Raw genomic sequence first — 24,301 nt, forward strand, 5'->3', positions numbered from 1 at the left:
CTAAACGTTGAAGCGGAACTCCACCACGTTCCGTAGCTGAATAACGTCATAGAACACCTATGGATGAGAACGCGCCCGTACAGCCATCGGCGCTTGATCTGCGTTGGACACCTGTTACAGCTCCGCCGCTCGCGGGGGGCGTCGAGACTCTGCACCGCCATTATGTCTCGCGGGGCACGAACAGCTATAGCCGTTTCTTGGCGGGTAAGGAAGCAGCTCGCCGGCGCACCCGAAGCAGAGCGTGCGAACTGGAAGTCTTGAGACAATCGCTGCACTGCCGACCGATGGCAAGCCCATTGTCTAGCCGCCTAGGACACTGCGCTTCAAGGCAGCGGCGCGGGTTCAATCCCCGTTTCCGCTCGAACTCCTGCCCCGGCAGGCGCACACCCCAGGGTGTTTCAGCCCGGTTAGCTCAGTGGCAGAGCGCGTCCTTGGTGTAAGGACCAGGCCGCGGGTTCAATCCCCGAACCAAACTCGAGGTCGCCGGTTCGCCGGCGGCCATCACGCGGGAGTAGCTCAGCTGGCCAGAGCTCCTGGCTTCCATCCAGGTTGTCGTGAGTTCAAATCCCGTCTCCCGCTCTGGTTCTTTCGTGCCTGTACCCTTGGGTGTTCGTGGCTCGGTCGTAGCGGTTGGTGGACCTGCCTCAGTCGATGGCAGCGTTGTAAGCCGTCTCGAACGCGTCGCTCAGAATAAGGGTGCGGCCCTCGGAGCTGTCCATGGCCTTCGGGACCCGGGGCAAAGCCTCCTCCGCGTTCCTGTCCAGCGTCCACTGCCGCGAGGGTCCGGGCTCCAGGGATTCACGCCCCATACGGATTACCTGGGGGTCACCGTCAACCCACGCTTCGATAGCGATCACGTAGAGACCGGTCTCGGGGTCCTGCACGGCGGCTGCGTTGCCGCCGCGATATACGTTAGGAGCACTGGCCAGCATGCCGTCCGTAATCTCTGCCGGGACAGGCTCAATGACTTCCAGCGGTTCCTTTTCCGGGGCCGCCGTTTTAGCATCCTGCTGAGACTGGTCGGGGGACTTGGTGGCCTCCTGGGTGACAGTCACCTCGGGCTTCGGGGCCGGTTCCGGATTCTCTCCGCCGACGGCGCCGGCGATGCCTCCAAAAAGGATGAGGGCGGCAACACCGGACGCGATCTTCTGCTTGCGGGTGAGTCGGGACAACGCTGATTTCACGCCGTCAAACCTCATGATTCTGTCTGCTCCTCCTCTCTTCCTCTGCTGTTAATTTTATCGCCATGGGGTGTCGCAGACCATGGAAAAATGGAAAAGCCGGTGCTATCCAACGGGCGGTGAGAGTTGCTCGGCCGTCCGTACACATTCCTCGCGGCTCCTCGGCTCTGCCATCTCACGCTGAGGCCGGCCCTCCAACCTCCCCCCCCACGGAACCAGTCCCGACTCCCTTTTCGCACGCTGCCACTCGAGCTTGAGCACGGCTTAGAAGTGCGCGACCAACGATATGCGCTCATTCGGAACAGCCATTCTAGGAATCCTGGCCAAAGACAGTGCCGTTCCCTCCGAGGAAGGAGTGTCGGAATGCTTGTCTTGTTCAGTATTCAATCCAAACAATTGAATACAGTGGCCGCCTGCGCTCTCCAAAAGTGTTGTCTGCGTCGGTCCGGTCTAAAGCGCGGCGGGCAGCCGTTGAGCGCTGATTAGATATCTATCGAACTGATCAACGAGGCTGATAGCCCCAAAATCTCCCTGTTGCTTCATATCATCGCTTTGAACCCGAGCAGCGTGCCGTTGGACGCCTACAACCGAGCCTCGAAATAGCCAGCTGACCATTCCCGCTATGCTGTCGTTGCATCAGTACTAATGACCGCCTTGGGGAGGTGGCTTCCGTCGTCCGCACATGGTGGCTGAATACCCACCGTTGAAGGACCCGTTGACCACCGCACCTGAGACAGCCGTCACCTACTCGACGGTCGATACGCCCAGTGACGCCCTCGACCTCGCAGCATTCCTTTGCCACCCGGAGCGGGACCACCCGGTCGTGGTGATCTCCTCCACCAAGGACGGGCCCCGGATTGATCCGGCCGCCGTCGCCAGGCGTCTCGGAAACAAGGCCACGGTCTGCCTCCTGGCCACACCCGCGGTGGCTTACCCCTTCGATGAGGCCATGCCTGAGGAGACATCCGTCTACGGCGGCGCCGCCCGCTCCTACCCGACCGGGAACGCATGGCACAGCAACCAGAGGATTTCCGTCCTCCGGCTGGCCTACTCGGATACTGAAGCTCGCGACGCTGTCGATCTCCTCGCCCGCGACGTCGACAAGATGGACCCCTACGCGCCCCCCGTCACGACTTCAAGCAGCCCGGCCCGCTCGACTGTGACCCAAGTTGTTGGGTGCGAGGTCTCCATGCTGCTGCCCCCGGACGGGGTACTGGTGAAACTGGCTGACGGCATGGCCCGCATCGACACCGCCACTCTGGCGCCCGGAATAGAGCCGGAGCGCCTGTTCACACTCGGCCAGAAGCTGACCGGCACCGTCCGGGACGGGCTGCTCACCATCACCTCCGGCATCCACACCGTCGCCGAAGCCGCCGCCCACGCCCCCGCCGGCATCATCCACCCGGCCCTGGTCCTGAACGAGAAACGCATCGCACTGTTCCCCGGTCTCGTCGTCCGCCACGCCTCCCCACGGGAGCCGGGCAGTGTCATTGCCGTCCCCGTTGAGCTTTCCGGCCGCGCCGATGGCAAGGGCTGGAAGTTCTCCACCGCGGAGGACCCCGAACCGGAGTCAATCACACCGGCCCTGCCGTTCTGCGTCGGCGCCGAACCCTGGATCACCTGGAGCCCTCGGGCCGCGCAGCCTGTGGAGATCGCTGAGTCAATTGAGTCTGCGGAACCGAAACCGGGTCCAGAAGGGGAAGAACGTGCCCCAACTCAAGACAACGCGCCAGCCGCGGCCGACGACGGTGAGACGCCGCCTTCATCGGTGCCTCCCGCTGCTGCGCACACCGACGTCGCCTCCGCCCTGGAATTGATCCGGACGACACTTCACGATCTCGACGAATCCAACCGCCGCCTTGAAGCCGAGGCCACCGCGTTGCGTCTGACGGCCTCAAATCAAAAGTCGGCTGGCCCGGTGCCCTCACCCGGACCCGGCGGAGCCGCCCTGGACCAGGCCCAGCGGCAGGTTGCCCTGTTGACACGGGAGCGGATTGAACTCGTCAGGGACCTTACCCGGGCGCTCGGTGATGCGGACACCCTGGCTGCTGAGAACACCGCCTTGGCCCATTAGAACGAACGCCTGCGAGAAAGTGTCCGTACCGAGCAGACCCGTGCTGCCCGTGCCCGTCAGCTCTCCCGGGAAATCTCGGCGGGCGCAGACACCGGCCCGCTGTTCGCCGACCCCGCCGAACAGTTCCGCCACGATGTCTACCTTGAATGGGCGACCCGCATCCCGGCCGCGTCCAAGGACGAAACCCCTCTGGCGGACTACGGCTTCACGGGAAAATTCCTACAGAGTGTCGACCGGATTCAGGGCGTCGACCGGTCCAAAATTGTCGCGGTCGCTGTGGAGGTCCTCACCGGCATCGCCGACACCTCCGCCGGCCGCGACATGCACCGGCTCCGCGGCGGACCCAAGACCGGCACCGGCTTCATCGAGCACGCAGAGTATGGCACCGCCTGGCGGGTTGCCCTGCAGGTCGCCACCGCATCGGCCCGCCGGCTGCACTTCTGGCGCGGCACAGACGGAAAGGTCATGTTCGCCACCGTCGGTGTCCACGACGACATGGGCATCTGAGCTGGATGAGCACGTCGGTGGGATGTCCGGGGGCCGGTCCGCGGACCTCAATGTCGGGGTGGCGAGGTAGGGGTCGCCCACACCGCGCCTTCAGAAGTTAGAGCGCAAACCTAAATTCCACCGTCGCCGTCGCTGAATTACCTCTGGAAGCTGCCAGTCGAGCCCGGCGCCCGGGACCAACCATCCTGCGTCCATAGTCGTGCGCGCTCCGAGACGCGGACCAGCAAGTTCGGAACGGCAGCATCCTGAGCGACCACCAGTCGGAACCCCCGCTGCTGCCGCCCAGAGCGGCCGGCCATTGGACACGTACGAGCAATGCGAGGCAAGGGAACCGCCCACCTTCGGATTCAAGGCACCCGACACGTCCGCATCGGCTCGCAGCCGCATATCTAGGTCGGAAGGCGCGTCATAATCGGCCAACTTCTAATTGCGTATATGGTTCGAGGGGACTTGACGCCGCGATCTGTTGTGACCATTCAACACCGCGGAATATCGAAAGCGTTTCGACGTCGAACAAAACTGGAGACTGAATCGTAATGCACTTTATTAAAAAACGGGTTCTGCTTTGGCCTTTCCTACTGATCAACTTCTTCGTTCTCGCGGGAATGGGCGCCGCTTTCGTTTTCGGTGGACTCAACTCTCTCGCTCTCGGTTCGCTATTCACCAGCAGTTCGAGCGAACGCGATTCTCAGGTGGTTCAGTCCGTCACGCAAATGCAAGAGGTCGCCTTGCTGAGCCTTTACATCGAGGGTGTCGAGAGACAAGAAAGCAATGGCGAGATTTTCGGCATGGCCATACCCGAGAGCGAGAAAACGACGCTGATCCAGTACAAGTTCGACGCAAAATTAGGCATCGACGGGTCACAGGTGAAGATCGAACCCACCGGCGCAGGGTCGTTTCACGTGACTATCCCTGAATTCATCGGCATCGGCTTTGACGATCCCGTGTTCGAGGACCCCCTCGAGAGCCACAACGCGCTTAGCTGGCTGACACCGCCAGCCGTTCAAACCCGCATGATCAACAACATTCTCAGCGACGAGAACAAACAGACGTACATCAGCAAACATGAAGCAGCATTGAAAGACCAGGCGAAGGCGGTCTACTCCGCGATTATCGCAACCGTCGATCCCGAGGTCACCATCACCTTTGAGTTTGCAGGGTAGATGCCCGCAGCACAGCGTCCTTGTATAACTTAGGTTCTTCGGGCCCCTACGGGGCGCGAAATCCTGGTTGGTGGCATAAGCATCGTTGGCAAGCAGTCGAAGGTAACCGACTGGCGCACGGCCTGAATAGACACTTATCAAAGCTTTTGCCGCCGATATAGAAATGCCGCCCTCTTACGTTTTCATGAAGGACGGCATTTCTATTGATTCAGGCAAAAACTAAACGTTGAAGCGGAACTCCACCACGTCGCCGTCGGCCATGACGTAGTCCTTGCCTTCAATGCGGACCTTGCCGCGGGACTTGGCCTCAGCCATGGAACCGGCCTCCACCAGATCATCGAAGGAGACAACTTCGGCCTTGATGAAGCCGCGCTGGAAGTCGGAGTGGATGACGCCGGCAGCCTGCGGCGCGGTGTCGCCCTTGCGGATGGTCCACGCACGGGTTTCCTTGGGACCGGCCGTCAGGTAGGTCTGCAGGCCCAGGGTGTGGAAGCCAACACGCGCCAGCTTGTCCAGGCCGGACTCTTCCTGGCCGCTCATCTCGAGCATCTCGCGGGCTTCTTCTTCGTCCAGCTCCACCAGGTCGGCTTCGAGCTTGGCGTCCAGGAAGATGGCATCCGCAGGGGCCACCAGGGCGCGCAGTTCCTCCTGGCGCTCCGGGTTGCCCAGCACGGCGTCGTCCACGTTGAACACGTAGATGAAGGGCTTGGCGGTGAGCAGGCTCAGCTCGCGCAGGTGTTCCATGTCCAGCTTGTCCTTCTCCACGGAGGAGAAGATGGTGTCGCCGCGCTCCAGCACGGTCTGCGCGGCCTGCATGGCCGCCAGCTGCGCGGCGTCGCGCTTCTTGATCTTGACTTCCTTTTCCACCCGCGGAATCGCCTTTTCCAGCGTCTGCAGGTCGGCCAGGATCAGTTCGGTGTTGATGGTCTCCATATCGGAGCGCGGATCCACCTTGCCGTCCACATGGATGACATCGGGGTCATCGAACACGCGGATGACCTGGGCAATAGCCTCGGCCTCACGGATGTTCGCCAGGAACTGGTTGCCCAGCCCTTCGCCTTCCGACGCGCCCTTCACGATGCCGGCAATGTCCACGAAGGACACCGTTGCCGGGAGGATGCGCGCGGAACCGTGAATCTCGGCCAGCTTGGCCAGGCGGGGGTCCGGAAGGGACACGACGCCGACATTCGGTTCGATGGTGGCGAACGGATAGTTCGCCGCCAGAACGTTGTTGCGGGTCAGCGCATTGAACAGGGTTGATTTGCCGACGTTGGGCAGGCCGACGATGCCAATAGTAAGAGCCACGTTAACCAATCATACCGGTGGCCGTCAGGCTCCGGCGCGCCGCCCGCCCAGACCGCGGGAGGTGTCCCCCATGGCCTTGAGCGTGGCGCGGATTTCCTTGGGCAGGGAGAAGATGATGTCCTCCTGCGCCGTCACCACTTCCTCGACGTCGCCGTAGCCGTACTCGGCCAGCAGGTGCAGCACGTCCTGGACCAGGTTTTCCGGCACCGAGGCACCGGACGTCACACCAACGGTGGCAACGCCCTCGAACCAGCTCTCGTCAATTTCGTTGGCGAAGTCCACGCGGTGCGAGGACTTGGCGCCGTATTCCAGCGCAACTTCCACCAGACGGACGGAGTTCGAGGAGTTCGCGGATCCCACCACCAGCACCAGATCCGCCTCGGGGGCGATCTTCTTAATGGCAGCCTGCCGGTTGGAGGTGGCGTAGCAAATGTCGTCGCTGGGCGGGTCCTGCAGGGTGGGGAACCGCTTGCGCAGCAGGTTCACCGTGTGCATGGCTTCGTCCACGCTCAGGGTGGTCTGGGACAGCCAGATCACCTTGTCCGGATCCCGGACCACAACCTTGTCCACGTCTTCGGGACCGTTGACGATCTGCGTGTGTTCGGGCGCCTCGCCGTAGGTGCCTTCCACTTCCTCGTGGCCGGCGTGGCCGATCAGCAGGATGTCAAAGTCGTCGCGGGCAAACCGCACCGCTTCCTTGTGGACCTTGGTCACCAGCGGGCAGGTGGCGTCGATGGTCTGCAGGTTCCGGTCCTTCGCGGACTGCACGACGGCGGGAGAGACGCCGTGCGCGGAGAAGATCAGCCGTGCGCCTTCCGGGACCTCGTCCGTTTCGTCAACGAAGATGGCGCCCTTTTCCTCAAGCGTCTGGACCACGTGGAGGTTGTGGACAATCTGCTTGCGGACGTACACGGGCGGGCCGTAGGCTTCCAGCGCCTTTTCCACGGCAATCACTGCGCGGTCGACGCCGGCGCAGTAGCCGCGCGGTGCAGCCAGCAGGACGCGGCGGGCACCGGAAACGGGTGCGGCGGCGGCTACCTCCTGCGGACTGCGGCGCCTGCGCGGCACGGTGGGCATAGGCACGGAAACGGCAGTGCTGGTCATGCCTCCATGGTATCGGGTGCCCCGGCACCGAATGTCCGCACCGGCCCTTCGTCCGCTGAGGGCGCAGGAGCTGTGACCAGGGCGATACCCGGAGCGGAACCGGACCGGCCGCGGGCCTGCACCGCCGGGGTCAGCGCCGCCGTCGCCCGCCCACGGCGCCCAGGAGCAGCCCCAGCACCAGCAGCACTGCGGAGCCGAGAATGAAGGGAATGGTCCACGCCTGCAGGCTGCCCGATGCTTCGGATGCAAAACCGGCGGCGAAGGTTTCGGCGAGCGCACTGGCGTAGGCCGGGCGTTCGGCCAGCGACGGAAGACTGCCGGCGGCAAACCAGAGCGCTCCCCCCGCGAGCAGTGCACCCGTTCCCATCCAGGCCAGGGCCGAACCGCGGCGCCGGGCTGCCAGGAGCGACAGCACTGCGGCCACGCCGGCTCCCAAAGCCAAATAGGGCCAGGCATTGGCGGCATTGACCGCCAGCTGAATGTCATCGCGCTGGTCCGCTCCGCCAAGTTCAATCAGGGACTGTTCCGGCGCCGGAATATCAATCCCGGTTCCGCCGCCGAGCTCCTGCGACACAAGCCCGACCACCGGGGCGAGGTCCAGCGTGACTCCGCCGTCGCCGTCGAACGTCTGGGCCTGCGAGCGGCGCAGCGTCTCATCCCAGGCCTCGGGGTAGCCGGGCAGCGACTGCACTCCCTGCACCGCGCTGGTGATCAGGGGCTCCACAAAGGAGGCGACGGCGTCGGGCAGCTGGATGCTCTGTGCCACCTGCGAGCCGATCTCCTCCGAGAGGTCCTGCTGAAAGGCTGCGTCCGTGCCCAGCGGCTGACCCAGGGCAACAAACCCGTCTTCAGACACGACGCTGTCCGCCAGCCAGGCCGAACACAGCGCCGCCGCTGCCAGCAGGACGGCAACCAAACCCAGGATGGCCGAGCCGAATGTGCGCATCTGTTGTTTCCTCACTCGAGTTCCGGAACCACCGATGGGGGCGGCACCTGATAGACATTAACTTATGCAAGACCCCACAGACCGACCCGGTCCCGACGAGCCCGCCGTTCCGACGAGCCTGCCGAAGACTGCCGCGGAAACCAGTCCCGAGAATCCGTGGCCGCTGCAGCTGCTCTCACGGAACCTCAAAAGCTACATTGACCGTGCCCCCGCCACCTGGGTGGAGGGGCAGATTATCGAGCTGAACAAGCGCGCCAACGCCTCCTACATCACGCTGCGCGACGTCGATGCGGAGATCTCGCTGTCCCTGACCGTCTGGAGCACGGTGATGAACCGGATGGAGCTGCCGCTGGAACGCGGCGCCCGGGTGGTAGCCCAGGTCAAACCGGATTTCTGGGTCAAGACCGGACGGCTCTCCATGCAGACCCGGGACATCCGTCCGGTGGGCGTCGGCGATCTCCTGGCCCGGATTGAACGGCTGCGCCAGTCACTGGCTGCGGAGGGACTGTTCCGCGACGACCGGAAGCTGCCACTGCCGCTGCTGCCCGGGCGCATCGGGCTCATCACCGGCCGCAACTCCGACGCCATGAAGGACGTCATGCGCAATGCTGCGCTCCGCTGGCCCGCCGTGGCCTTCGAAGTGCGTGAAGCGGCAGTGCAGGGTGTCAACGCGGTGGCGGAAGTTACCCGGGCGCTGGCACAGCTGGATGCGATGCCGGAAGTTGACGTCATTGTCATTGCCCGCGGCGGGGGCTCCCTGGAGGATCTGCTGCCGTTCAGCCATGAGGACCTGGTCCGTGCCGTTTCGGCCGCAGGCACCCCGGTGGTCAGCGCCATTGGACACGAAGCGGACCGTCCGCTGCTTGACGAGGTTGCGGACCTTCGGGCTTCCACACCCACTGATGCGGCCAAGCGGATTGTTCCCGACGTCGGCGAGGAACTGCAGCGCATCGGCGCGGCCCGCGCCCAGCTGCGCCGCATCGTGGAACTGACAGTCGGCCGCGAAACGGAACGTTTGAACCACATCCGTTCCCGGCCGGTGATGGCTGCTCCCCAAACCATGATCGACGGGCGGGCCCAGGAAGTCTCCCGGCTCCGGGAGCGCGCCCTGTCCTTCATGAGCTCCGAAGTGCGGCGGGACACCGACCGCATTTCCTACCTCCGCGCCCAGGTCCGCGCACTCTCGCCGCAGAACACCCTGGACCGCGGCTACGCCGTCGTGCAGCTGGCGGACGGCGCCGTGGTCCGGGAAGCGGCAGCCGTACCGGAAGCAGCGCACCTGCGCATCCGGGTTGCCGTGGGCGAGCTGGCGGCCACCGCCGCAGCCACCGCATACTCAGCGCCGGAACCCTCACCGAACACCACGCCAACAGAAGGAAACACCCCATGAGCCCCGCAGCAAACGAAGCAACAGCAATCCCGGCGGACATTGAAGCCATGAGCTATGAACAGGCCCGGGACGAACTCGTGTCAGTCGTTGGCCGGCTGGAAACAGGCGGCGCGTCGCTGGAGGAATCCCTGGCTCTGTGGGAGCGCGGCGAGCAGCTGGCCACCCGCTGCGAGTCCTGGCTGGAAGGTGCCCGCCGCCGCCTGGACGCCGCCCGGGAGCAGGCCAACGGGGAGTAGGCCTACTGCTTGTAGGTGCTAAGGAACTCCGCGAGCCGGACCATGGCGTCCTCGATGTCGTCCACGTTGGGCAGGGTCACCATCCGGAAGTGGTCCGGCCGCACCCAGTTGAAGGCTGTGCCCACGGAGATCAGGATTTTCTGCTGCTTGAGCAGGTCCAGCGCAAACTGCTCGTCGCTGGCGATCGGATAGACCTCAGGGTCCAGCTTCGGGAACAGGTACAGGGCGCCCATGGACAGTTCGCAGCTCACACCGGGGATCTCATTGAGCATCTTGTGGGCCAGGTCGCGCTGCGCCTTGAGCCTGCCGCCGGGCAGGATCAAATCGTTGATGCTCTGGTAGCCGCCCAATGCGGTCTGGATGGCGTGCTGCGCGGGAACGTTGGCGCATAGCCGCATGTTGGCGAGCAGGTTGATGCCCTCAATGTAGTCCAGCGCCTCATGCTTGGGTCCGGAGATGGCCATCCATCCGCTGCGGTAGCCGGCAATCCGGTAGGCCTTGGACAGGCCGCTGAAGGTCAGGCACAGGACCTCTTCGCCGGTGATCGTGGCTGAGTTCACGTGCACGGCGTCGTCGTACAGGATCTTTTCGTAGATTTCGTCGGAGAAGATGATCAGCCCGTGCTTGCGGGCAAGGTCAACGATGGCCTTGACGATGTGTTCCGGATACACCGCTCCGGTGGGGTTGTTGGGGTTGATGAGCACAATGCCCTTGGTGCGGTCGGTGATCTTGGACTCGAGGTCCTCGACGTCCGGCCACCAGTGCTGGTCTTCGTCGCAGAGGTAGTGCACGGCGGTGCCGCCGGCCAGGGAAACCGACGCGGTCCACAGCGGATAGTCGGGTGCGGGCACCAGGATCTCGTCGCCGTTGTTCAGCAGGGCCTGCAGTGAGAGCGTGATGAGTTCGCTGACCCCGTTGCCGAGGTAAACGTCGTCTACGTCGATGTTCTGGATGCCGCGGCTCTGGTAGTACTGTACGACGGCGGTGCGGGCGGAGAAAATGCCGCGGGAGTCGCTGTAGCCCTGGGCCTTGGGGAGGTGGCGCATCATGTCCACCAAGATCGCTTCGGGCGCCTCGAAACCGAAGGGCGCCGGGTTGCCGATATTCAGCTTTAGGATCCGCTGCCCGGCCGCTTCCATACGCTGTGCATGCTCCAGCAGCGGCCCACGGATGTCATAGAGAACGTTGTGGAGCTTGTGGGACTGCTTGAATTCGGCCATGAAAACATGGTGCCACAGGCAGGGACCCCTCCCCGCACATGTGAAGCGGAAAGGGGTCCCTGCGACTCGGTTATCCGGAACCGGTTACTGCGGCAGCCCGGGCTGCCTACGGTCCGTCTAGGACTGGACGAAGCCCTTCTCTACCAGCCACATCTGGGCCGCTTCGCTGGGATCCAGCTTCTGGTCACCGCTGACTTCCTGGTTCAGCTGAATGAGGTCCTCGGTGGTCAGCTGTGCTGACACCTTATTGAGCACCTCCGCGGCTTCATCAGTGATCACCGCGGAAGAGCCAAGCGGAACCACCTGCTGGGCAGGCCAGTTCTGCTTGGGATCTTCCAGGACCACCAGATCATTCTCCGCAATCGCCGGCGTGGTGGTGAAGATGTCCGCCACCTGCACATCGTCCTTGAGCAGGGCATCGACGGTCAGCGGTCCCCCGCCGTCTCCGATGGGCGTGAACTCCTTGAACTCGCAGCCGTACTTGTCCTTGAGCCCGGCCAGCCCCTGGGCGCGCTCCGCGAATTCCGCCGGTGCGGCGAGGGTGAGCTGGTCACACACCTTGGCCAGGTCCTCGATGCTCTCCAGATCGTATTTCTCCGCCGTGGCCTTGGTGACCACCATGGCGTCCTTGTCCTCCGCGTCGGAGGGTTCCAGGATCTCCAGCCCCTCGGGCAGGGCCGCCGGCAGGGCGTCAACAATCTCACCGGCGTCCACGAGTTCGGTGTCCGGGTCCACGCCGACCAGCAGCGCGCCCGTGTACTCCGGAATCAGGTTGATGGACCCGTCCTGCAGTGCCGGCAGGTATACCTCGCGCGAACCGATGCTGAGCTTGGTCTCCGCGGGGATGCCGGCGCCGTTCAGGGCACCTGCATAAATTTCGGCGAGGGTCTCGGACTCGGGGAAGTCGGCGGAGCCCACCACGATGGTGGCGGCTGCGGCACCGGAAGCTGCGCTCTCCGACGGCGATTCCGAGGCCAGGGGGTCCCCGCCTCCGCCGCTGCAGCCGGCCAGGGCGAGGGCGGTCAGAGTGAAGCCTCCGGCCAGGACCGTCAGGCCCTTGGGCCGGGAGTTCCGGCGCTTGTGCTGCATCATTGTTTTCCTCCTTGTGAGCCGGCGGCGGCAGATCCGCCGCCGGTCGGTATGGTTGCTGTCCCGGCGGCTGCATCCGCCGCTAAGACGCGGCCTTCCTGCAGCCCGGGCGAAATCAAAAGGCGTGCGGCCAACGCAATCACGCCGTCCACGGCAAGAGCCAGTGCGGCGATGATGACCGCTCCGCCAAAAACGCGTCCGTAATCGGCCAGTGCGACGCCGTCAATCAGGTACCGTCCCAGCCCGCCGAGGTTGATGGTTGCCACCACGGCCACTGTGGCCACCACCTGCAGGGTGGCTCCGCGCAGCCCGCCGAAGAGCACTTTCAGTCCGTTGGGGATTTCCACCTTGAACAGGACCTGCAGCTCGGTCATGCCCATGCTGCGGGCCGAGTCCACAATGCTGCGGTCCACGGAGGCGATGCCGGAATAGGTTCCAGCAAGCAGCGGCGGAACGGCCAGCAGGACCAGGGCCCAGATGGGCGGCATCAGGCCCAGGCCGGCCAACAGGACAAAAAGGGTCAGCATGCCCAGGGTTGGCAGGGCACGCAGCAGTCCGGACGCCGTCACGACGGCGAGCTGGCCGCGGCCGGTGTGGCCGATGTACAGGCCGATCGGCACGGAGATCACCACCGCGATCAGCAGGGTCAGGCCGGTGTACCCCAGATGCTCCATTGTGCGCATCGGGATGCCGGCCGCGCCGGTCCAGTTGGCGGGATCGGTCAGCCACTCCCAGCCCTGGCCCAGGGCGTTGGTGGAGGTGTATTGGGTGCGGGGAATGTTCAGGGCCACGGGTTATGCCCCCTTCAGTGCGGCGTCCGGGGCGGCCGGCGTGCCGTGTGCCGCGGCGGTTCCGGTGCTGCCCTCGGCGTCCGCGGCCGCTGAGCGGCGGTTCTTCCGCGTGCCCCGTCCGCCCGCCGCGCTGCCGCCGGTGTTTCCCGCGCGCAGCCAGGGGGTCAGCGCCCGCTGGAGCAGGACAAAGACCAGGTCCATGAGGAAAGCCAGGACCAGGGTGGCAATGATGCCCACCATGATCTCGGTGATGAAGTAGCGCCGCAGGCCGTCCCGGAAGAAGAAGCCCAGGTTTTCCACTCCGATCAGTGCCCCCACGCTGACCATGGAGATGTTGCTGACGGAGACCACACGCAGGCCGGCAATCAGCACCGGCACCGACAATGGCAGGTCCACGGTCAGGAAACGCCGCAGCGGCCGGTAGCCCATGGCCACGGCGGCCTGCCGCACGCCGTCGTCCACTGAGTCGAAGGCATCCACCGCCACCCGCAGCATCAGCGCCACGGCATAGATGGTCAGGGCAATGATGATGTTGCTGATGTCCAGGATGCGGGTGCCCAGGATGGCCGGCAGGGTGACGAAGAGCGCCAGGGACGGAATGGTGTAGAGCAGCGATCCGATGGCGAGCACGGCCCCACGCAGGCGTTTGTTTCTGCGGACCAGGGCGGCGAGGGGCACCGCAATGATGATGCCCAGGACCAGCGGAACGATCGACTGGTACAGGTGCAGCCCGGTCAGCCGGAACACCTGGTCAGTGTGGGCGAGGAACCACTCCATCTCAGCCCGCGCTCCGCTGCAGCCGGGCCGCCTCGATCCGGGCCAGCACCTCATCGGGACGGATGGCACCGATCACCCGGTTGTCACCGTCCACGGCGACACCCAGGCCCGCGGGCGAGGACAGGGCGGCGTCCAGGGCCTGGCGCAGGTTTCGGCCTTCCCGGTACAGCGATCCGCCCGGGACCAGCTGCGCCGGTGCGGTGATCTGCGCCCGGCGGGAGGCGGGCACCCAGCCCAGCGGCAGCCCGCCGTCGTCCACTGCGAGCGCCCAGTCCCCCTCCACAGCCACGGAGGGATCGGCCAGCCGGGCGGGATCCAGCAGCTGGATTGGATGCAGCGGCACTCCCTGCCCCGTCTGGAAGGAGAGATGCCGGAAGCCCCGGTCACGGCCGACAAAGCTCGCCACAAAGTCGTCCACGGGGGCGCGCAGGATTTCCTCGGGGGCTGCGTACTGGGCCAGCCGTCCGCCCACGGCAAAGACGGCCACCTTGTCTCCCAGAATGGTCGCTTCATCAATGTCGTGGGTGACAAAGACGATGGTCTTGGCCAGGTCCCGCTGCAGCCGCAGCAATTCCTGCTGCAGCTCCGCCCGGACCACCGGGTCCACCGCGCTGAAGGGTTCATCCATCAGCAGCACGGGCGGATCGGCTGCCAGTGCGCGGGCCACTCCCACGCGCTGCTGCTGTCCGCCGGAGAGCTGGGCCGGGTAGCGCCCGCCCATCGAGGAGGCCAGCCCGACGACGTCGAGCAGTTCCGCCGCGCGCGCCCGGGCGCTGGCCTTGGACTGCCCGTTCAGCCGGGGAATCGTGGCGATGTTGTCCAGAACCGTGCGGTGCGGCATCAGGCCGGCGGACTGCATGACGTATCCCATGGAGCGCCGCAGTGCAGGGGCCTTGACGCCGCTGACATCCGTGCCGTCCACGGTGATGGAGCCGGCCGTGGGCTCGACCATGCGGTTGATCATGCGCAGCGAGGTGGTCTTCCCGCATCCCGAAGGCCCCACGAAGACCGTGATGGCCCCGCGTTCAATGTCCATGCTGAGGTTTTCGACGGCAGCTGCCGCAGACCCGGCAAAGGATTTGGTGACACCGCGGAAACTGATCATGGGCTGGGCGGCCCGCGGTGCGGGGTCCGGCGGGGTCATGGGGATACCTTCCGTTGGGTTTTGGGGAGTCCTGCGGAGCGTGTGTCCTGCCGTGTGTTCACGGTAGGACACACGGTGGACGCAGTCCAGCAGTTCGTTCTGAGTTCATTCGGAACCGGCGGGCGTCCGGATGGCCATCTCCAGCCCCACCTGTATCAGGGCGGCTTCACCCAGCTCGGCAACCTGCTCCAGTGGCACCCAGGCCGCCTGGTCCGTGCTGCCGCCGAGTTCGTGGGTCAGCACCCCCGAGGTTACCCGTGCCCGGTAAATAATCCGCAGCGCGTGGAGGAGCCGGGGATGTTCACCGGGGAACCGGTGTTCGGGCGGGATGAAGATGCTGTCCACCCCGAGCAGCTCTTCCAGCTCCACGTCGTAACCTGTTTCCTCGCGGACCTCCCGGATGACGGCGGCGGGAGCGTCTTCGCGCATTTCCAGTCCCCCGCCGGGCAGGGTCCAGCTGGAGTAGCCGTGGTCCTTCCAATGGGACAGCAGGATGCTGCCGTCGCGGATGATTACGGCATAGGCGCCGACGCGCGTGTCGAAATCAGCCACGCTGGATGTCCCGGCCGGCCAGGTACCGTACGCCGTGGACCGGGTCCTGTGTCAGGAACCGGATCCCGGTCAGTCCGGACCGCTCCAGATCCTGCCGCAGGCGGTCCTGCAGCAGCGGCTGGTTCATTCCGAGCCCGCCGCCAACCACCACCGGTCCGTCGATGCCGAGCAGACGCGCGGTATCCGCAGCCAGCCCGGCCAGGTGGCGTGCCGCAGCTGCCACAATCTCCAGCGCGGCGGCGCTGCCCTGCACGGCAGCAGCAAAGACGACGGAGGATTTGGACGCCCAGTACCGCCTGCCGGTTTCGGCGGAGTGGAACAGGGAAATCAGCTCCTCCGGTTCGTCAACCGAGCAGGCGGCGAGCAGCAGGGCGGACAACTCATCCGGTTCCTGCCCGAGGTTGAAGCGGCGCAGGGTGTGGCGCACGGCTTCCCGGCCCACCCAGTAGCCGCTGCCCTCATCACCCAGGAGATAGCCCCAGCCGCCCGAGCGTGCCTCTTCGCCTGAGGAGCTCAGTCCCCAGGCCACCGATCCGGTGCCGGCGATCAGGGCAATGCCTGCCGGGCTTTCACCCGCCGCCAGAATGAGCCGCGTGTCGTGGATGACGTCCACCGCCGCGCCCGGCACATGCGGGCTGATCAGCGTGCGGAGGGCGGCGGCGTCGTCGTCGGTATCAATGCCGCCGGAGCCGGCAATGACGCGGTGCACCGTTCCGGCTCCCAGGGAGGCAAAGATTTCCGCCAGGTTGGCCGCTGCCTGCGCCGGGCTCACGTTCTGAACATTGGCGCTGCCGGCCATGGCCTCGGCCGCGGGGACGCCGTCCACCAGGAGCAGCCCGTGGGTCTTGGTTCCGCCGATGTCCAGCCCGATGACTCGGGTGCCGGAACCCGCGGCTGGTTCGCCCCGCAAAATATCCATTTGCCCAGCCTACTTTCCGCCGGCACCGATCGGCACGTCTTAGGCAGCGGTCAGGGGCCGCCCGGTCCTTCCGCAGGATCCGGAGCCAAAGCGGTCAGGCTCCGCGCCGGGCGGCGCGGACGGTCCGGACCAGGGCAAAAGCGCACAGGACCATGCAGCTCACGGCAATAGCCGCGGCAAACCAGATGACCGACACCGACAAACCCCAGGCTGCACCGGCAGCACCCAGGCCCAGGACGGGAATCGCGCTGCCCAGGTAGGTAATGACGTACACCGTGCTGATGATCTGCGCGTGCTGGGCGGCCTCAACGCTCGCCGCAACGTCATTGAAGACGGCACGGAACGCCATGCCCTGGCCGAATCCTGCTGCCAGGGAGGCAACCACCAGGAGGGGTACGCTGCCCAGGGCGCCGGCGGCCGGGATGAGGGCAACGCCCGTGGCCATCAGGGCCAGGCCGCCCGGAACCACCCAGCGGCCGCGGATGCCGGTGAGCTGGCTGACGGCGGAGGCGGCCAGGGCCAGGGCGGCCAGCAGGCCGATGACGGGCCGTGAGGACGTCCCGGCAATGCCGGCGAAGTACGTCGGTGCCAGGGACAGGTAGAAGCCAAAGACGGCGAAGCTCAGGAATCCGGTGACCGAAGCCATCCAGAACTGGGCCCGGGCCCGGTGGGAAACAGCCAGCCGCCGGGGCCGCAATGCCTTCAGCGCACGGCCGGGCGGCGGAGCGGCAATGGCGGGACGGGCTTTGATCCGGCACAGGGGAATCAACAGCCCCGCCAGAACGGCGGAATGGATCAGGAATGGCGTGAGCGTGGGGGCGGGAAGCAGCGAGAGCAGGCCGCCGATCACCGGTCCCGCTGCCACTCCCCCGGCGGAAACCATCAGTGTGAAGCGGGTGGCCCATTCCGGACGGTGCGGCAGCAGTTCCCGCAGCGCCGCGGAACTGGCACCCGTTGCCAGCGCCACCGATGCTCCCTGCAGGGCACGCCCGACAATCAGGGCACCCATGCCCGTTGCGGTTCCAAACAGCACGCCGCCCACAAGGCTCACGACGCCGGCGAGCACCAGGGCTGCCCGGCGGCCGATGAAGTCGGACCAGTGCCCCACCAGCAGCAGTCCCGCCACCAGGACAATGACATAGGAGGCGAAGGCCACGGTGACACCAAAGGAGGTCAGCCCCAGGCGGTCTCCCAGCAGCGGATAGAGCGGGGTGGCGATATTGGCGCCCACCAGCAGCATGGTCATGACCGCGAGGGTCAGGAGCAGCCGCGGCCGGCGGGCAGCGTCCCATTCGCGGCGTCCGGCCGGAGCCGGCTGCATCCGCAGTTCACTAAGGACTGTCAACGCGCTTTTCCTACCCTTTTTGCTCGGTGCCGATGGCCCATCCATTTGTCACCGGGTGAACGGTTCTGATGGAATTCCCTTTAGGATGGAGCCTGCTGCACCCGATCCGAGCCAAATGTGCCCGATTTTGACGGTTTTGATCAATATCTCCGTTTTCGTTGAGAGGAGATGAGCGCTATGGGCAACCTCGACGCCCTTGACCTGAAGCTGCTGCTGGAACTGGTTCGGGATCCCCGCGCGCAGATTGGCGAGCTCAGTGAAACGCTGGGCATTGCCCGCAACACCACCCAAAGCCACTTGAAACACCTGGACCGGGCCGGGCTAATCCGCCCGGGCGGACGCGACGTCGACCTGGCCCGCCTGGGATATGACGTCCTCGCCTTCGTGACCCTCGAGGTCTCCCACCGGGAACTGGATACGGTCATTGCGGGACTGCGGACCCTTCCGCAGATCCTTGAGGTGCATGAGATTTCCGGCCGCGGCGACGTCTGGTGCCGCCTCACCGCCACGGACACCCAGCACCTGCAGCAGGCCCTGCGCTCTGTGCTGCGGATCAAAGGGGTCATCCGCAGCGAAACGGTGCTGGCGCTGCACGAACACATCCCGTACCGGACGGAGCCGTTGCTGGAAAAGCTGGCGCCCACCTTCTAGGGGGGCCGCTCATCAGGAACTGCTGCGGGAGCGGCCCAGGAGTTCTTCTGCCGCGGCGAGCGTTTGTTCTGCGCCCAGGCGTCCCCGGCCGGCGGCTCCGGCAACCAGTGTCAGTGCGACGGCGCCGGACCGCGAGTAGAGTGCCGCCGGGTCCGTCTCGTCTGCGAACGCTGCAGCGCAGCGTGCGGCGGTGCTGCGCAGTGCATGGACACTGGGATTCAACGCGGCAAAAACGAACAGATGCCCGAGGAAACACGCCAAGTCATCCACCCGGTGTCCGGGTCCGAGCCCGTCCAGATCCAGCAGTCCGCTGAGTTCAGGGCCGCCGCTGCCGGAAATGGCCAGCAGGTTTCCGCCGTGAAAGTCGCCGTGGACGGGCACCACCGGTCCGGCATCCACGGCACGGACGGCGGCGTCGGCTTCCCTGGCACAGTTCATGATCCGCCCTGCGTAGGCCGGAAGCACTGCAGCCGAAGCCGCTGCATAATCCAGTACCCGCTCGGACCAGGACGGTCTGCGCGGAAATTCAAGGGCTGCGGCGGGCAGCCCGGCCAGAAGATCCGTCAGGGCGTCCGGATCAAAATCCGCATCATGGACGGAGCTGAGCCGGCGATGGAGGGACTGGCCGGGCAGCGCGCCCAACGCCAGGACCGACGTCGATGCGGGATTTTCTCCCGGTGCGATGGCCAGCAACGGCGGAACCGGCAGGCCGGCGGCAGCTGCCACTTCCACACGGCGACGAAGACCTGCGGCCAGATCCGGCTGCGGGACTTTCAGATACACGGCGGATTCTTTGAAGGTCGCCCGGATTACCGCCCGGCGCAGGGGGCGGTAAGCGGCCAGCTGCAGCACGCAGTGCTCGCCGTCCGTTTCTCCGCCAAACAGACCGCGTGCCACGGCGGCGGCATTGGTTGCCCAGGGCAGCCCGGTCAGGACAGGGTCGCGCGGGTGAACCCAGAGCCGCATGTCCGTGTTGCCCACTGCACCCCGCACCGTGTTCCTGCTTTGTTCCGGGGTAAGAGACGCCGTCGTGGCACCGATCTGAAGGCGCACCGGTCCGCCTGCGGCCTGGCCGGCGGAGCCCCGGCGACGGGGCACGGCCTGCACCCGGTAGAGGGCGCTGACGCCGGCACCCGGCCGGTGATGGGAGCGCAGGTGGATAAAGGAAAGCGGCACCAGCCCCAGGGGGCGCAGTGCCGCTGTCAGGGGACCGGACATGTCCGGGCCCTCCAGCCTGGCTTTATGAACAGCTTCCGCGCCGGTCACGACGGTCCGGGCGCTGCGGTTCATGCTGCGGGGTTCATGCTGTGCGGTTCCTGCCGGTTCGGCGTCGACGCGGTGTTCTAGGCGCGGCGGCGCTGCAGGACATCATCCAGGTTGATCTTGCCGGTCACCGGGGCTGCACCGGGGCGCAGGGGGGTCCGGGCGGTGGACTTGGGCGTCTGCGGCGGAACCAGGGGTGCCGGAACGGGACGCTGGGCCACGGGTGCTTCAACATAGATGGGCTTGGGAACAGCTACGGGTTCCCATGGCGTGGTGGAGGTTTTGGGCGGGCCTGCGGGACGGTCCGAAGACTTCTTCGCCGAAGCGGCGGCACTCTCAAGAGCGGCGGTGCGAAGTTCCGCCGGAGTCAGCGGGCGGTCCGAAGATCCCGGTGCCGTAATGATCTTCGCTTGGGCGGACGCGCCCTTGCCCGCGGCGGCTTTTGTGCCCGCCGAGTCCTCGCGGTCGAACAGGACTGTTTCCCGCCGCTGCACGGGTTTCTCGGGAACAGGCAGGGGCTCGGGATCGGGCTGCGGCGCGGGCGGCAGCTGCCGGCCCACGCTCATGGCGTCACGGAACGCTGCCTCCACGCGAAGCCGCCGGCCCCGCACGGCCAGGGCGCGCAACGAGGCGACCGCCCCTGCAGCCACGAGCAGGGCGTTCACCGGCAGCCACCATGAGGCAGCACCGAAGACGGCCAGCGGCAGCCCAATGATGACGACGGCGAGGGCCAGGGCGCCGGCGAGGGCCAGAGCGGTCCGGCCGTAGCGGATCGAGAAATCGGAGTGCGGCTGAGCTGTTTCCGGTGTGCCCGCGGCGCCCCGGGCAGCGGGGGCGGAGCCGGTTCCTGTTGCGGGGTGTCCGGGCTGATGGAAAGTTGCGGGGTGTCCGGGCTGATGGAAAGAGTCGTTATGCATGGTGTTCCCCTGCTGGGACAGTCCATCGGCGGAGATGGAAGAGCGGATGGCTGTTGACGAGGGAGCCGGCAGGACCGCGGGTGCGGCAGCTGCGGGTGCCGTAGCGGCAGGCGTGCCAGCGGTCTTGGATCGGCGGAAAAAATAGGGGGCAACCCACAGCAGCCAGAGACCAACGGTGACGGCCAGGATCAGGGAGCTGTTAAGAGGGAAGTCCACATCTATGACGGTATGAGAAAGTCCACATCGGACAGCGCATTACTGCCGGTGTGTCGGGCTTCACCGGCAAAAAAGATCCATTTTCCCTTATCGGGACGCCAGCCATCGTTTCAGCAGGCCGTCGGGCACGTCTTCGGTTGTCAGCGCAAAACTTCGGTGGTCCGCCCACTGCCCCGCGATATGCAGGTACCGTTTCCGCAGTCCCTCGTCACGGAAACCCAGCTTTTCAACAACGCGAAGGCTGGCTGCGTTTTCCGGCCTGATGTTGATTTCCATGCGGTGCAGTCCGAGCGACTGAAAACAATGGTCGGTGGCCAGCGCGACTGCCGTCGGTGCGAGCCCGCGGCCGGCTCTTGCCTCATCCACCCAGTAGCCCAGGGTTGCCATGCGGGCAGATCCCCAGACGATGGTCGAGACGGTCAGCTGGCCGGCAATGGCCGGCACCGAACGCAGATCGTCGCGTTCGGTGATGACGAACGGAAGGGCGGAATCCTGACGGGCCTGCTGATTCAGGCTGCGCACCATGCCCGCGTAGGACGGCAGATCTCCGCCGGGAAGCGGGTTGCTCGCTTCCCAGGGTGCCATCCAGGCTGCATTGCGGCTGCGGAGGCCGGTCCATTCACGCTGGTCGCGGTAGCGGATGGGGCGCAGCCCCACGTCACCGCATTCCAGCGTTACCGGCCAGATGGCCGACCCCCACACAGCATCAGCTTTCGAGAGTCCCGGTGAATTCCTTGAGCCACTCGCGCAGGTCCGGGCCAAGGTCCTCGCGCTCGGAGGCCAGTGATACAACTGCCTTCAGGTAGCTGAGCTTGTCACCGGTGTCGTAGCGGCGGCCGCGGAACACGACGCCGTAAACTCCCGCGCCTTCGCCCTCTTCGCGGGCGGCGAGGGTCTGCAGCGCATCGGTCAGCTGGATTTCTCCGCCGCGGCCGGGGCCGGTGTTCTCCAGCACTTCAAAGACTGACGGGTGCAGGACGTAACGGCCGATGACCGCAAGGTTGGAGGGCGCCTCGTCAACATCGGGCTTTTCCACCAGCTTGTTCACGCGGACGTAATCTTCACCCTCGACCACGGAGATGTCGGCGCAGCCGTAGGCGCTGATCTGGGAGGGCTCAACTTCGATCAGTGCGATGACCGAGCCGCCGGTCTTGGCCTGGACCTCCACCATTTTCGTCAGAAGTTCGTCACGGGCGTCGATCAGGTCATCACCGAGCAGTACGGCAAACGGTTCGTTGCCTACGTGAAGCTTGGCACGCAGCACTGCGTGGCCCAGACCCTTGGGGTCACCCTGGCGCAGGTAGTGGATTTCTCCCAGTTCGGAAGCCGCCCGGACCATGGCCAGCTTTTCAAGGTCGCCCTTGTCTTCCAGCGTTTTTTCGATGAAGGGAACGCGGTCAAAATGATCTTCCAGCGAACGCTTGTTGCGGCCGGTGATCATCAGGATGTCCGACATACCGGAATTTACCGCTTCTTCCACCACATACTGGATGGCGGGTTTATCAACTACCGGCAGCATTTCCTTCGGCATGGCTTTAGTTGCCGGCAGGAAACGGGTACCCAACCCGGCTGCGGGAATTACGGCTTTGGTTACGGTGGCGCGAGAAGTCATGTCCGTAAGAGTACATAAGCACGGCCCCTTTTTCCCAAATGCCCGTCATTTGGCAAGGGCCATTTGCGACAATGGACACATGATTCGCTCTGCTGTTCCCAAGGACGTTGCCCGGACCGCCTACCGCAGGCGCCGCCGGGAGCTTCCCGCTGACGTCCCGCCGGCTGCCGGCCGCGCACTTGCCGCCCGGGCGTTCAGCGCCATCGCGGATATTGTTCCTTCTTCGGCCACCGTTGCCGCGTATCTCTCGGCGGGACGGGAACCGGACACTGCACCGCTGCTGACAGGGCTGCATGAGCGCGGATACGACGTCGTCGTGCCCGTCTGCGAGCCCGACCGGATGCTCTCCTGGTGCCGGTGGACACCCGGGGTGCCTCTGGTGCCGGGGTTGTTCCCATCCGTTCCCGAACCTGCCGGACCGCGCCTGCCGGTGGAGGATCTTCCGGACCTGGGACTTCTCCTCGTTCCCGCCCTGGCCGTCGACCGGGACGGAGTGCGGCTGGGGAAGGGCGGCGGCTACTACGACCGTTTCCTGGCGGAACTGCGGTCGGCCGGCAATTCGATTCCCGCGGTGGCTGTGGTCTATGACTCCGAATTTGCTCCCGCAGGGTCCTGGATCTCCGATTCCCTGGATCAGCCTGTCACCGGCGTGTTGACCCCCTCACAGTGGACGGAGCTCCCGGCACCCCCGGTGTATAGTTAGCACTCAAGGCCACCGAGTGCCAGCTGCCGTTTCCGACGGGCCAGCCCGGCCGGGGGCCTGACATCTTGGTTCTCAGGAGGAGTAAGTAACAGTGCCTACGTATGCCTATGCCTGCAAGGACTGCGGTCACGCTTTTGACATCCAGCAGTCCTTTACCGATGACACCCTGACGGTGTGCCCTGCCTGCAGCGGCAACCTGCGCAAGAAATTCAACAGCGTAGGCGTGGTCTTCAAGGGGTCCGGTTTCTACCGCACTGATTCGCGCGACGCGAAGAACTCGGTTCCCGCGGCCCCTTCCAAGACGGACTCATCTCCCGCCTCCGCCCCTGCCAAGGCATCTTCAGGTTCGGACTCTTCAGCTTCCTCCTCTGCAGCAGGCGCATCGGCCGGGGCCGGTTCCTCCGCCTCCTAGGTACCTCGATCGATAGCCCTCCTCCCCACCGGACGTCCGGGGAGGGGCCATCCACAATTCCCCGGGGCGGTCTTCGCCCGGCGTGCATCCGACCTACGGTCGGAGGGTGCATCCATATCCAGCGGCAACTTCCCGCTCTGCTTCCCGCCTTATGCTCCGTCTGCGGCGGTTCATGCTGCGTAGGCGGCGTCTGCTTGCCGCCCTGACGTGCTGCGCTGCGGCCGGAGTTGCCGTCCAGTCGCTGCTGCCTCCGGAGTCCGGCGGCCATGCGTTGGTGGTCTCCGCCGCGGATCTGCCCGCGGGTGCAGTGCTCACCGCCGGGGACCTCCGCACGGTCGCGGTGCCCGAGGCAGCCGTCCCGCCGGATTCCTTTACCTCGCCAGATCAGGCTGCCGGCCGGCGGCTGGCCACTCCCCTGACCCGCGGCAGTCCGCTGATGCAGACATCCCTGGTGGGAACCGGACTCCTGACCGGCGCTCCGCCCGGGACCGTTGCGGTGTCCGTCCGCCCCGCAGATCCGGCCATGGCGCGGTTGCTCTCTCCGGGGCAGCTGGTGGACGTGGTGGCGGGCAGTTCAGACGGCCAAGTATCCGCAGATCCCGTTCTTTTGGCATCCGCTGTGCCGGTGCTGTGGACTGCGGCCGACGGCGCTTCGGCCTGGCCGGGATCTGCTGAAACCGGTGCCCTGGTGGTGCTGGCAGCAGCCCCCGCGCAGGCTGCAGCACTGGCGGCGGCATCGGGGACCGGCCAGGTCCATCTGATACTGACCGGCGGCTAGTTCCCT

The 24,301-nt window shown here is 65.6% G+C and carries 25 protein-coding genes and 2 tRNA genes; 11 read left to right on the plus strand and 16 right to left on the minus strand.

Annotated elements, in window-relative coordinates:
- The first annotated feature begins 405 nt into the window (after nt 1-405).
- Nucleotides 406-472 (plus strand) — tRNA-OTHER (locus AC4D2Q_RS01600).
- Nucleotides 473-505: 33 nt separating this feature from the next.
- Nucleotides 506-579, plus strand: a tRNA-Gly gene (locus tag AC4D2Q_RS01605).
- 65 nt (nt 580-644) lie between these two features.
- Here AC4D2Q_RS01605 and AC4D2Q_RS01610 read toward each other — a convergent pair.
- The gene (locus AC4D2Q_RS01610; RefSeq protein WP_490944474.1) at nt 645-1,199 is read right to left on the minus strand and encodes a hypothetical protein; all 555 of its coding nucleotides are present in this window, start codon (nt 1,197-1,199) and stop codon (nt 645-647) included.
- Nucleotides 1,200-1,896: 697 nt separating this feature from the next.
- Between AC4D2Q_RS01610 and AC4D2Q_RS01615 the strand changes: the two genes are divergently transcribed.
- From AC4D2Q_RS01615 to AC4D2Q_RS01625, 3 genes are all read left to right on the plus strand, one after another.
- Complete coding sequence (locus tag AC4D2Q_RS01615) at nt 1,897-3,255, plus strand: hypothetical protein (protein ID WP_490944475.1); 1,359 nt, start codon at nt 1,897-1,899, stop codon at nt 3,253-3,255.
- Nucleotides 3,256-3,531: 276 nt separating this feature from the next.
- The gene (locus AC4D2Q_RS01620; protein WP_490944477.1) at nt 3,532-3,762 is read left to right on the plus strand and encodes a hypothetical protein; all 231 of its coding nucleotides are present in this window, start codon (nt 3,532-3,534) and stop codon (nt 3,760-3,762) included.
- 536 nt (nt 3,763-4,298) lie between these two features.
- On the plus strand, nt 4,299-4,925 hold the full coding sequence (locus AC4D2Q_RS01625) for a hypothetical protein (protein ID WP_490944479.1): 627 nt from the start codon (nt 4,299-4,301) through the stop codon (nt 4,923-4,925).
- 219 nt (nt 4,926-5,144) lie between these two features.
- Here AC4D2Q_RS01625 and ychF read toward each other — a convergent pair whose 3' ends face one another.
- From ychF to AC4D2Q_RS01640, 3 genes are all read right to left on the minus strand, one after another.
- Nucleotides 5,145-6,230: a redox-regulated ATPase YchF gene (gene ychF, locus AC4D2Q_RS01630; RefSeq protein ID WP_490944481.1), complete on the minus strand. Its 1,086-nt coding sequence runs from the start codon at nt 6,228-6,230 to the stop codon at nt 5,145-5,147.
- A gap of 24 nt (nt 6,231-6,254) precedes the next feature.
- On the minus strand, nt 6,255-7,334 hold the full coding sequence (locus AC4D2Q_RS01635) for a 4-hydroxy-3-methylbut-2-enyl diphosphate reductase (RefSeq protein ID WP_490926514.1): 1,080 nt from the start codon (nt 7,332-7,334) through the stop codon (nt 6,255-6,257).
- Between the two features lie 130 nt (nt 7,335-7,464).
- Nucleotides 7,465-8,280: a hypothetical protein gene (locus tag AC4D2Q_RS01640; protein ID WP_490944483.1), complete on the minus strand. Its 816-nt coding sequence runs from the start codon at nt 8,278-8,280 to the stop codon at nt 7,465-7,467.
- Between the two features lie 64 nt (nt 8,281-8,344).
- On the opposite strand from AC4D2Q_RS01640, the gene xseA reads away from it, so the two are divergent.
- The gene (xseA, locus tag AC4D2Q_RS01645) at nt 8,345-9,670 is read left to right on the plus strand and encodes an exodeoxyribonuclease VII large subunit (protein WP_490944485.1); all 1,326 of its coding nucleotides are present in this window, start codon (nt 8,345-8,347) and stop codon (nt 9,668-9,670) included.
- Nucleotides 9,667-9,906, plus strand: a complete 240-nt coding sequence (locus tag AC4D2Q_RS01650) for an exodeoxyribonuclease VII small subunit (RefSeq protein WP_490944487.1) — start codon at nt 9,667-9,669, stop codon at nt 9,904-9,906. The genes xseA and AC4D2Q_RS01650 overlap by 4 nt, the downstream gene beginning before the upstream one ends.
- 2 nt (nt 9,907-9,908) lie before the next feature.
- Here the strand turns inward: AC4D2Q_RS01650 and AC4D2Q_RS01655 are convergent, their stop codons facing one another.
- The 8 genes from AC4D2Q_RS01655 to AC4D2Q_RS01690 form a co-directional block, all read right to left on the minus strand.
- A complete protein-coding gene (locus AC4D2Q_RS01655) occupies nt 9,909-11,126 on the minus strand; it encodes a pyridoxal phosphate-dependent aminotransferase (protein ID WP_490944489.1) in 1,218 nt (405 codons plus the stop codon).
- 117 nt (nt 11,127-11,243) lie between these two features.
- Nucleotides 11,244-12,218 (minus strand): ABC transporter substrate-binding protein, encoded by a 975-nt coding sequence (locus AC4D2Q_RS01660; protein WP_490926509.1) that lies wholly within the window; start codon nt 12,216-12,218, stop codon nt 11,244-11,246.
- Complete coding sequence (locus tag AC4D2Q_RS01665; protein WP_490945690.1) at nt 12,215-13,000, minus strand: ABC transporter permease; 786 nt, start codon at nt 12,998-13,000, stop codon at nt 12,215-12,217. Before AC4D2Q_RS01665 ends, AC4D2Q_RS01660 begins: the two co-directional genes overlap by 4 nt.
- Before the next feature lie 9 nt (nt 13,001-13,009).
- Nucleotides 13,010-13,783, minus strand: a complete 774-nt coding sequence (locus AC4D2Q_RS01670) for an ABC transporter permease (RefSeq protein ID WP_490944491.1) — start codon at nt 13,781-13,783, stop codon at nt 13,010-13,012.
- A gap of 1 nt (nt 13,784) precedes the next feature.
- The gene (locus tag AC4D2Q_RS01675; protein WP_490944493.1) at nt 13,785-14,927 is read right to left on the minus strand and encodes an ABC transporter ATP-binding protein; all 1,143 of its coding nucleotides are present in this window, start codon (nt 14,925-14,927) and stop codon (nt 13,785-13,787) included.
- A gap of 105 nt (nt 14,928-15,032) precedes the next feature.
- The gene (locus tag AC4D2Q_RS01680) at nt 15,033-15,479 is read right to left on the minus strand and encodes an NUDIX domain-containing protein (protein WP_490944495.1); all 447 of its coding nucleotides are present in this window, start codon (nt 15,477-15,479) and stop codon (nt 15,033-15,035) included.
- The gene (locus AC4D2Q_RS01685; protein ID WP_490944497.1) at nt 15,472-16,398 is read right to left on the minus strand and encodes an N-acetylglucosamine kinase; all 927 of its coding nucleotides are present in this window, start codon (nt 16,396-16,398) and stop codon (nt 15,472-15,474) included. Before AC4D2Q_RS01685 ends, AC4D2Q_RS01680 begins: the two co-directional genes overlap by 8 nt.
- A gap of 94 nt (nt 16,399-16,492) precedes the next feature.
- Nucleotides 16,493-17,743: an MFS transporter gene (locus AC4D2Q_RS01690; protein WP_490944498.1), complete on the minus strand. Its 1,251-nt coding sequence runs from the start codon at nt 17,741-17,743 to the stop codon at nt 16,493-16,495.
- Between the two features lie 177 nt (nt 17,744-17,920).
- Between AC4D2Q_RS01690 and AC4D2Q_RS01695 the strand changes: the two genes are divergently transcribed.
- Nucleotides 17,921-18,394, plus strand: a complete 474-nt coding sequence (locus tag AC4D2Q_RS01695) for an Lrp/AsnC family transcriptional regulator (protein WP_490944500.1) — start codon at nt 17,921-17,923, stop codon at nt 18,392-18,394.
- Between the two features lie 12 nt (nt 18,395-18,406).
- On the opposite strand, the gene AC4D2Q_RS01700 is transcribed toward AC4D2Q_RS01695, so the two are convergent.
- The 4 genes from AC4D2Q_RS01700 to galU all read right to left on the minus strand — a co-directional run bounded on the left by AC4D2Q_RS01700 (nt 18,407) and on the right by galU (nt 22,402).
- Complete coding sequence (locus AC4D2Q_RS01700; RefSeq protein ID WP_490944502.1) at nt 18,407-19,684, minus strand: phosphotransferase; 1,278 nt, start codon at nt 19,682-19,684, stop codon at nt 18,407-18,409.
- A gap of 53 nt (nt 19,685-19,737) precedes the next feature.
- Entirely contained in the window at nt 19,738-20,790 is a 1,053-nt protein-coding gene (locus tag AC4D2Q_RS01705) for a hypothetical protein (protein ID WP_490944506.1), read from the minus strand.
- Between the two features lie 87 nt (nt 20,791-20,877).
- Complete coding sequence (locus AC4D2Q_RS01710; protein ID WP_490944509.1) at nt 20,878-21,492, minus strand: GNAT family N-acetyltransferase; 615 nt, start codon at nt 21,490-21,492, stop codon at nt 20,878-20,880.
- Between the two features lie 4 nt (nt 21,493-21,496).
- Nucleotides 21,497-22,402 (minus strand): UTP--glucose-1-phosphate uridylyltransferase GalU, encoded by a 906-nt coding sequence (gene galU / locus AC4D2Q_RS01715; RefSeq protein WP_490926498.1) that lies wholly within the window; start codon nt 22,400-22,402, stop codon nt 21,497-21,499.
- Nucleotides 22,403-22,481: 79 nt separating this feature from the next.
- Between galU and AC4D2Q_RS01720 the strand changes: the two genes are divergently transcribed.
- The 3 genes from AC4D2Q_RS01720 (at nt 22,482) to cpaB (ending at nt 24,295) form a co-directional block, all read left to right on the plus strand.
- Nucleotides 22,482-23,105, plus strand: coding sequence for a 5-formyltetrahydrofolate cyclo-ligase (locus AC4D2Q_RS01720; RefSeq protein WP_490944511.1), 624 nt, complete (start codon nt 22,482-22,484; stop codon nt 23,103-23,105).
- Between the two features lie 91 nt (nt 23,106-23,196).
- On the plus strand, nt 23,197-23,517 hold the full coding sequence (locus AC4D2Q_RS01725; RefSeq protein WP_490926496.1) for an FmdB family zinc ribbon protein: 321 nt from the start codon (nt 23,197-23,199) through the stop codon (nt 23,515-23,517).
- Nucleotides 23,518-23,689: 172 nt separating this feature from the next.
- Nucleotides 23,690-24,295, plus strand: coding sequence for a Flp pilus assembly protein CpaB (cpaB, locus tag AC4D2Q_RS01730; RefSeq protein ID WP_490944513.1), 606 nt, complete (start codon nt 23,690-23,692; stop codon nt 24,293-24,295).
- Nucleotides 24,296-24,301 lie beyond the last annotated feature (6 nt).

It is taken from the genome of Arthrobacter sp. TJ-178 (genome assembly GCF_058269275.1).

Bases quoted from the DNA above. Each gene is read 5' to 3' on its own strand.
- AC4D2Q_RS01625 (WP_490944479.1), top strand. From the start codon at position 4,299: ATGCACTTTATTAAAAAACGGGTTCTGCTTTGGCCTTTCCTACTGATC.
- AC4D2Q_RS01640 (WP_490944483.1), bottom strand. From the start codon at position 8,280: ATGCGCACATTCGGCTCGGCCATCCTGGGTTTGGTTGCCGTCCTGCTG.
- galU (WP_490926498.1), bottom strand. From the start codon at position 22,402: ATGACTTCTCGCGCCACCGTAACCAAAGCCGTAATTCCCGCAGCCGGG.
- AC4D2Q_RS01660 (WP_490926509.1), bottom strand. From the start codon at position 12,218: ATGATGCAGCACAAGCGCCGGAACTCCCGGCCCAAGGGCCTGACGGTC.
- AC4D2Q_RS01700 (WP_490944502.1), bottom strand. From the start codon at position 19,684: ATGAACCGCAGCGCCCGGACCGTCGTGACCGGCGCGGAAGCTGTTCAT.
- AC4D2Q_RS01635 (WP_490926514.1), bottom strand. From the start codon at position 7,334: ATGACCAGCACTGCCGTTTCCGTGCCTATGCCCACCGTGCCGCGCAGG.
- AC4D2Q_RS01675 (WP_490944493.1), bottom strand. From the start codon at position 14,927: ATGACCCCGCCGGACCCCGCACCGCGGGCCGCCCAGCCCATGATCAGT.
- xseA (WP_490944485.1), top strand. From the start codon at position 8,345: ATGCAAGACCCCACAGACCGACCCGGTCCCGACGAGCCCGCCGTTCCG.
- AC4D2Q_RS01670 (WP_490944491.1), bottom strand. From the start codon at position 13,783: ATGGAGTGGTTCCTCGCCCACACTGACCAGGTGTTCCGGCTGACCGGG.
- AC4D2Q_RS01650 (WP_490944487.1), top strand. From the start codon at position 9,667: ATGAGCCCCGCAGCAAACGAAGCAACAGCAATCCCGGCGGACATTGAA.
- cpaB (WP_490944513.1), top strand. From the start codon at position 23,690: ATGCTGCGTAGGCGGCGTCTGCTTGCCGCCCTGACGTGCTGCGCTGCG.
- AC4D2Q_RS01655 (WP_490944489.1), bottom strand. From the start codon at position 11,126: ATGGCCGAATTCAAGCAGTCCCACAAGCTCCACAACGTTCTCTATGAC.
- AC4D2Q_RS01720 (WP_490944511.1), top strand. From the start codon at position 22,482: ATGATTCGCTCTGCTGTTCCCAAGGACGTTGCCCGGACCGCCTACCGC.
- AC4D2Q_RS01695 (WP_490944500.1), top strand. From the start codon at position 17,921: ATGGGCAACCTCGACGCCCTTGACCTGAAGCTGCTGCTGGAACTGGTT.
- AC4D2Q_RS01610 (WP_490944474.1), bottom strand. From the start codon at position 1,199: ATGAGGTTTGACGGCGTGAAATCAGCGTTGTCCCGACTCACCCGCAAG.
- AC4D2Q_RS01685 (WP_490944497.1), bottom strand. From the start codon at position 16,398: ATGGATATTTTGCGGGGCGAACCAGCCGCGGGTTCCGGCACCCGAGTC.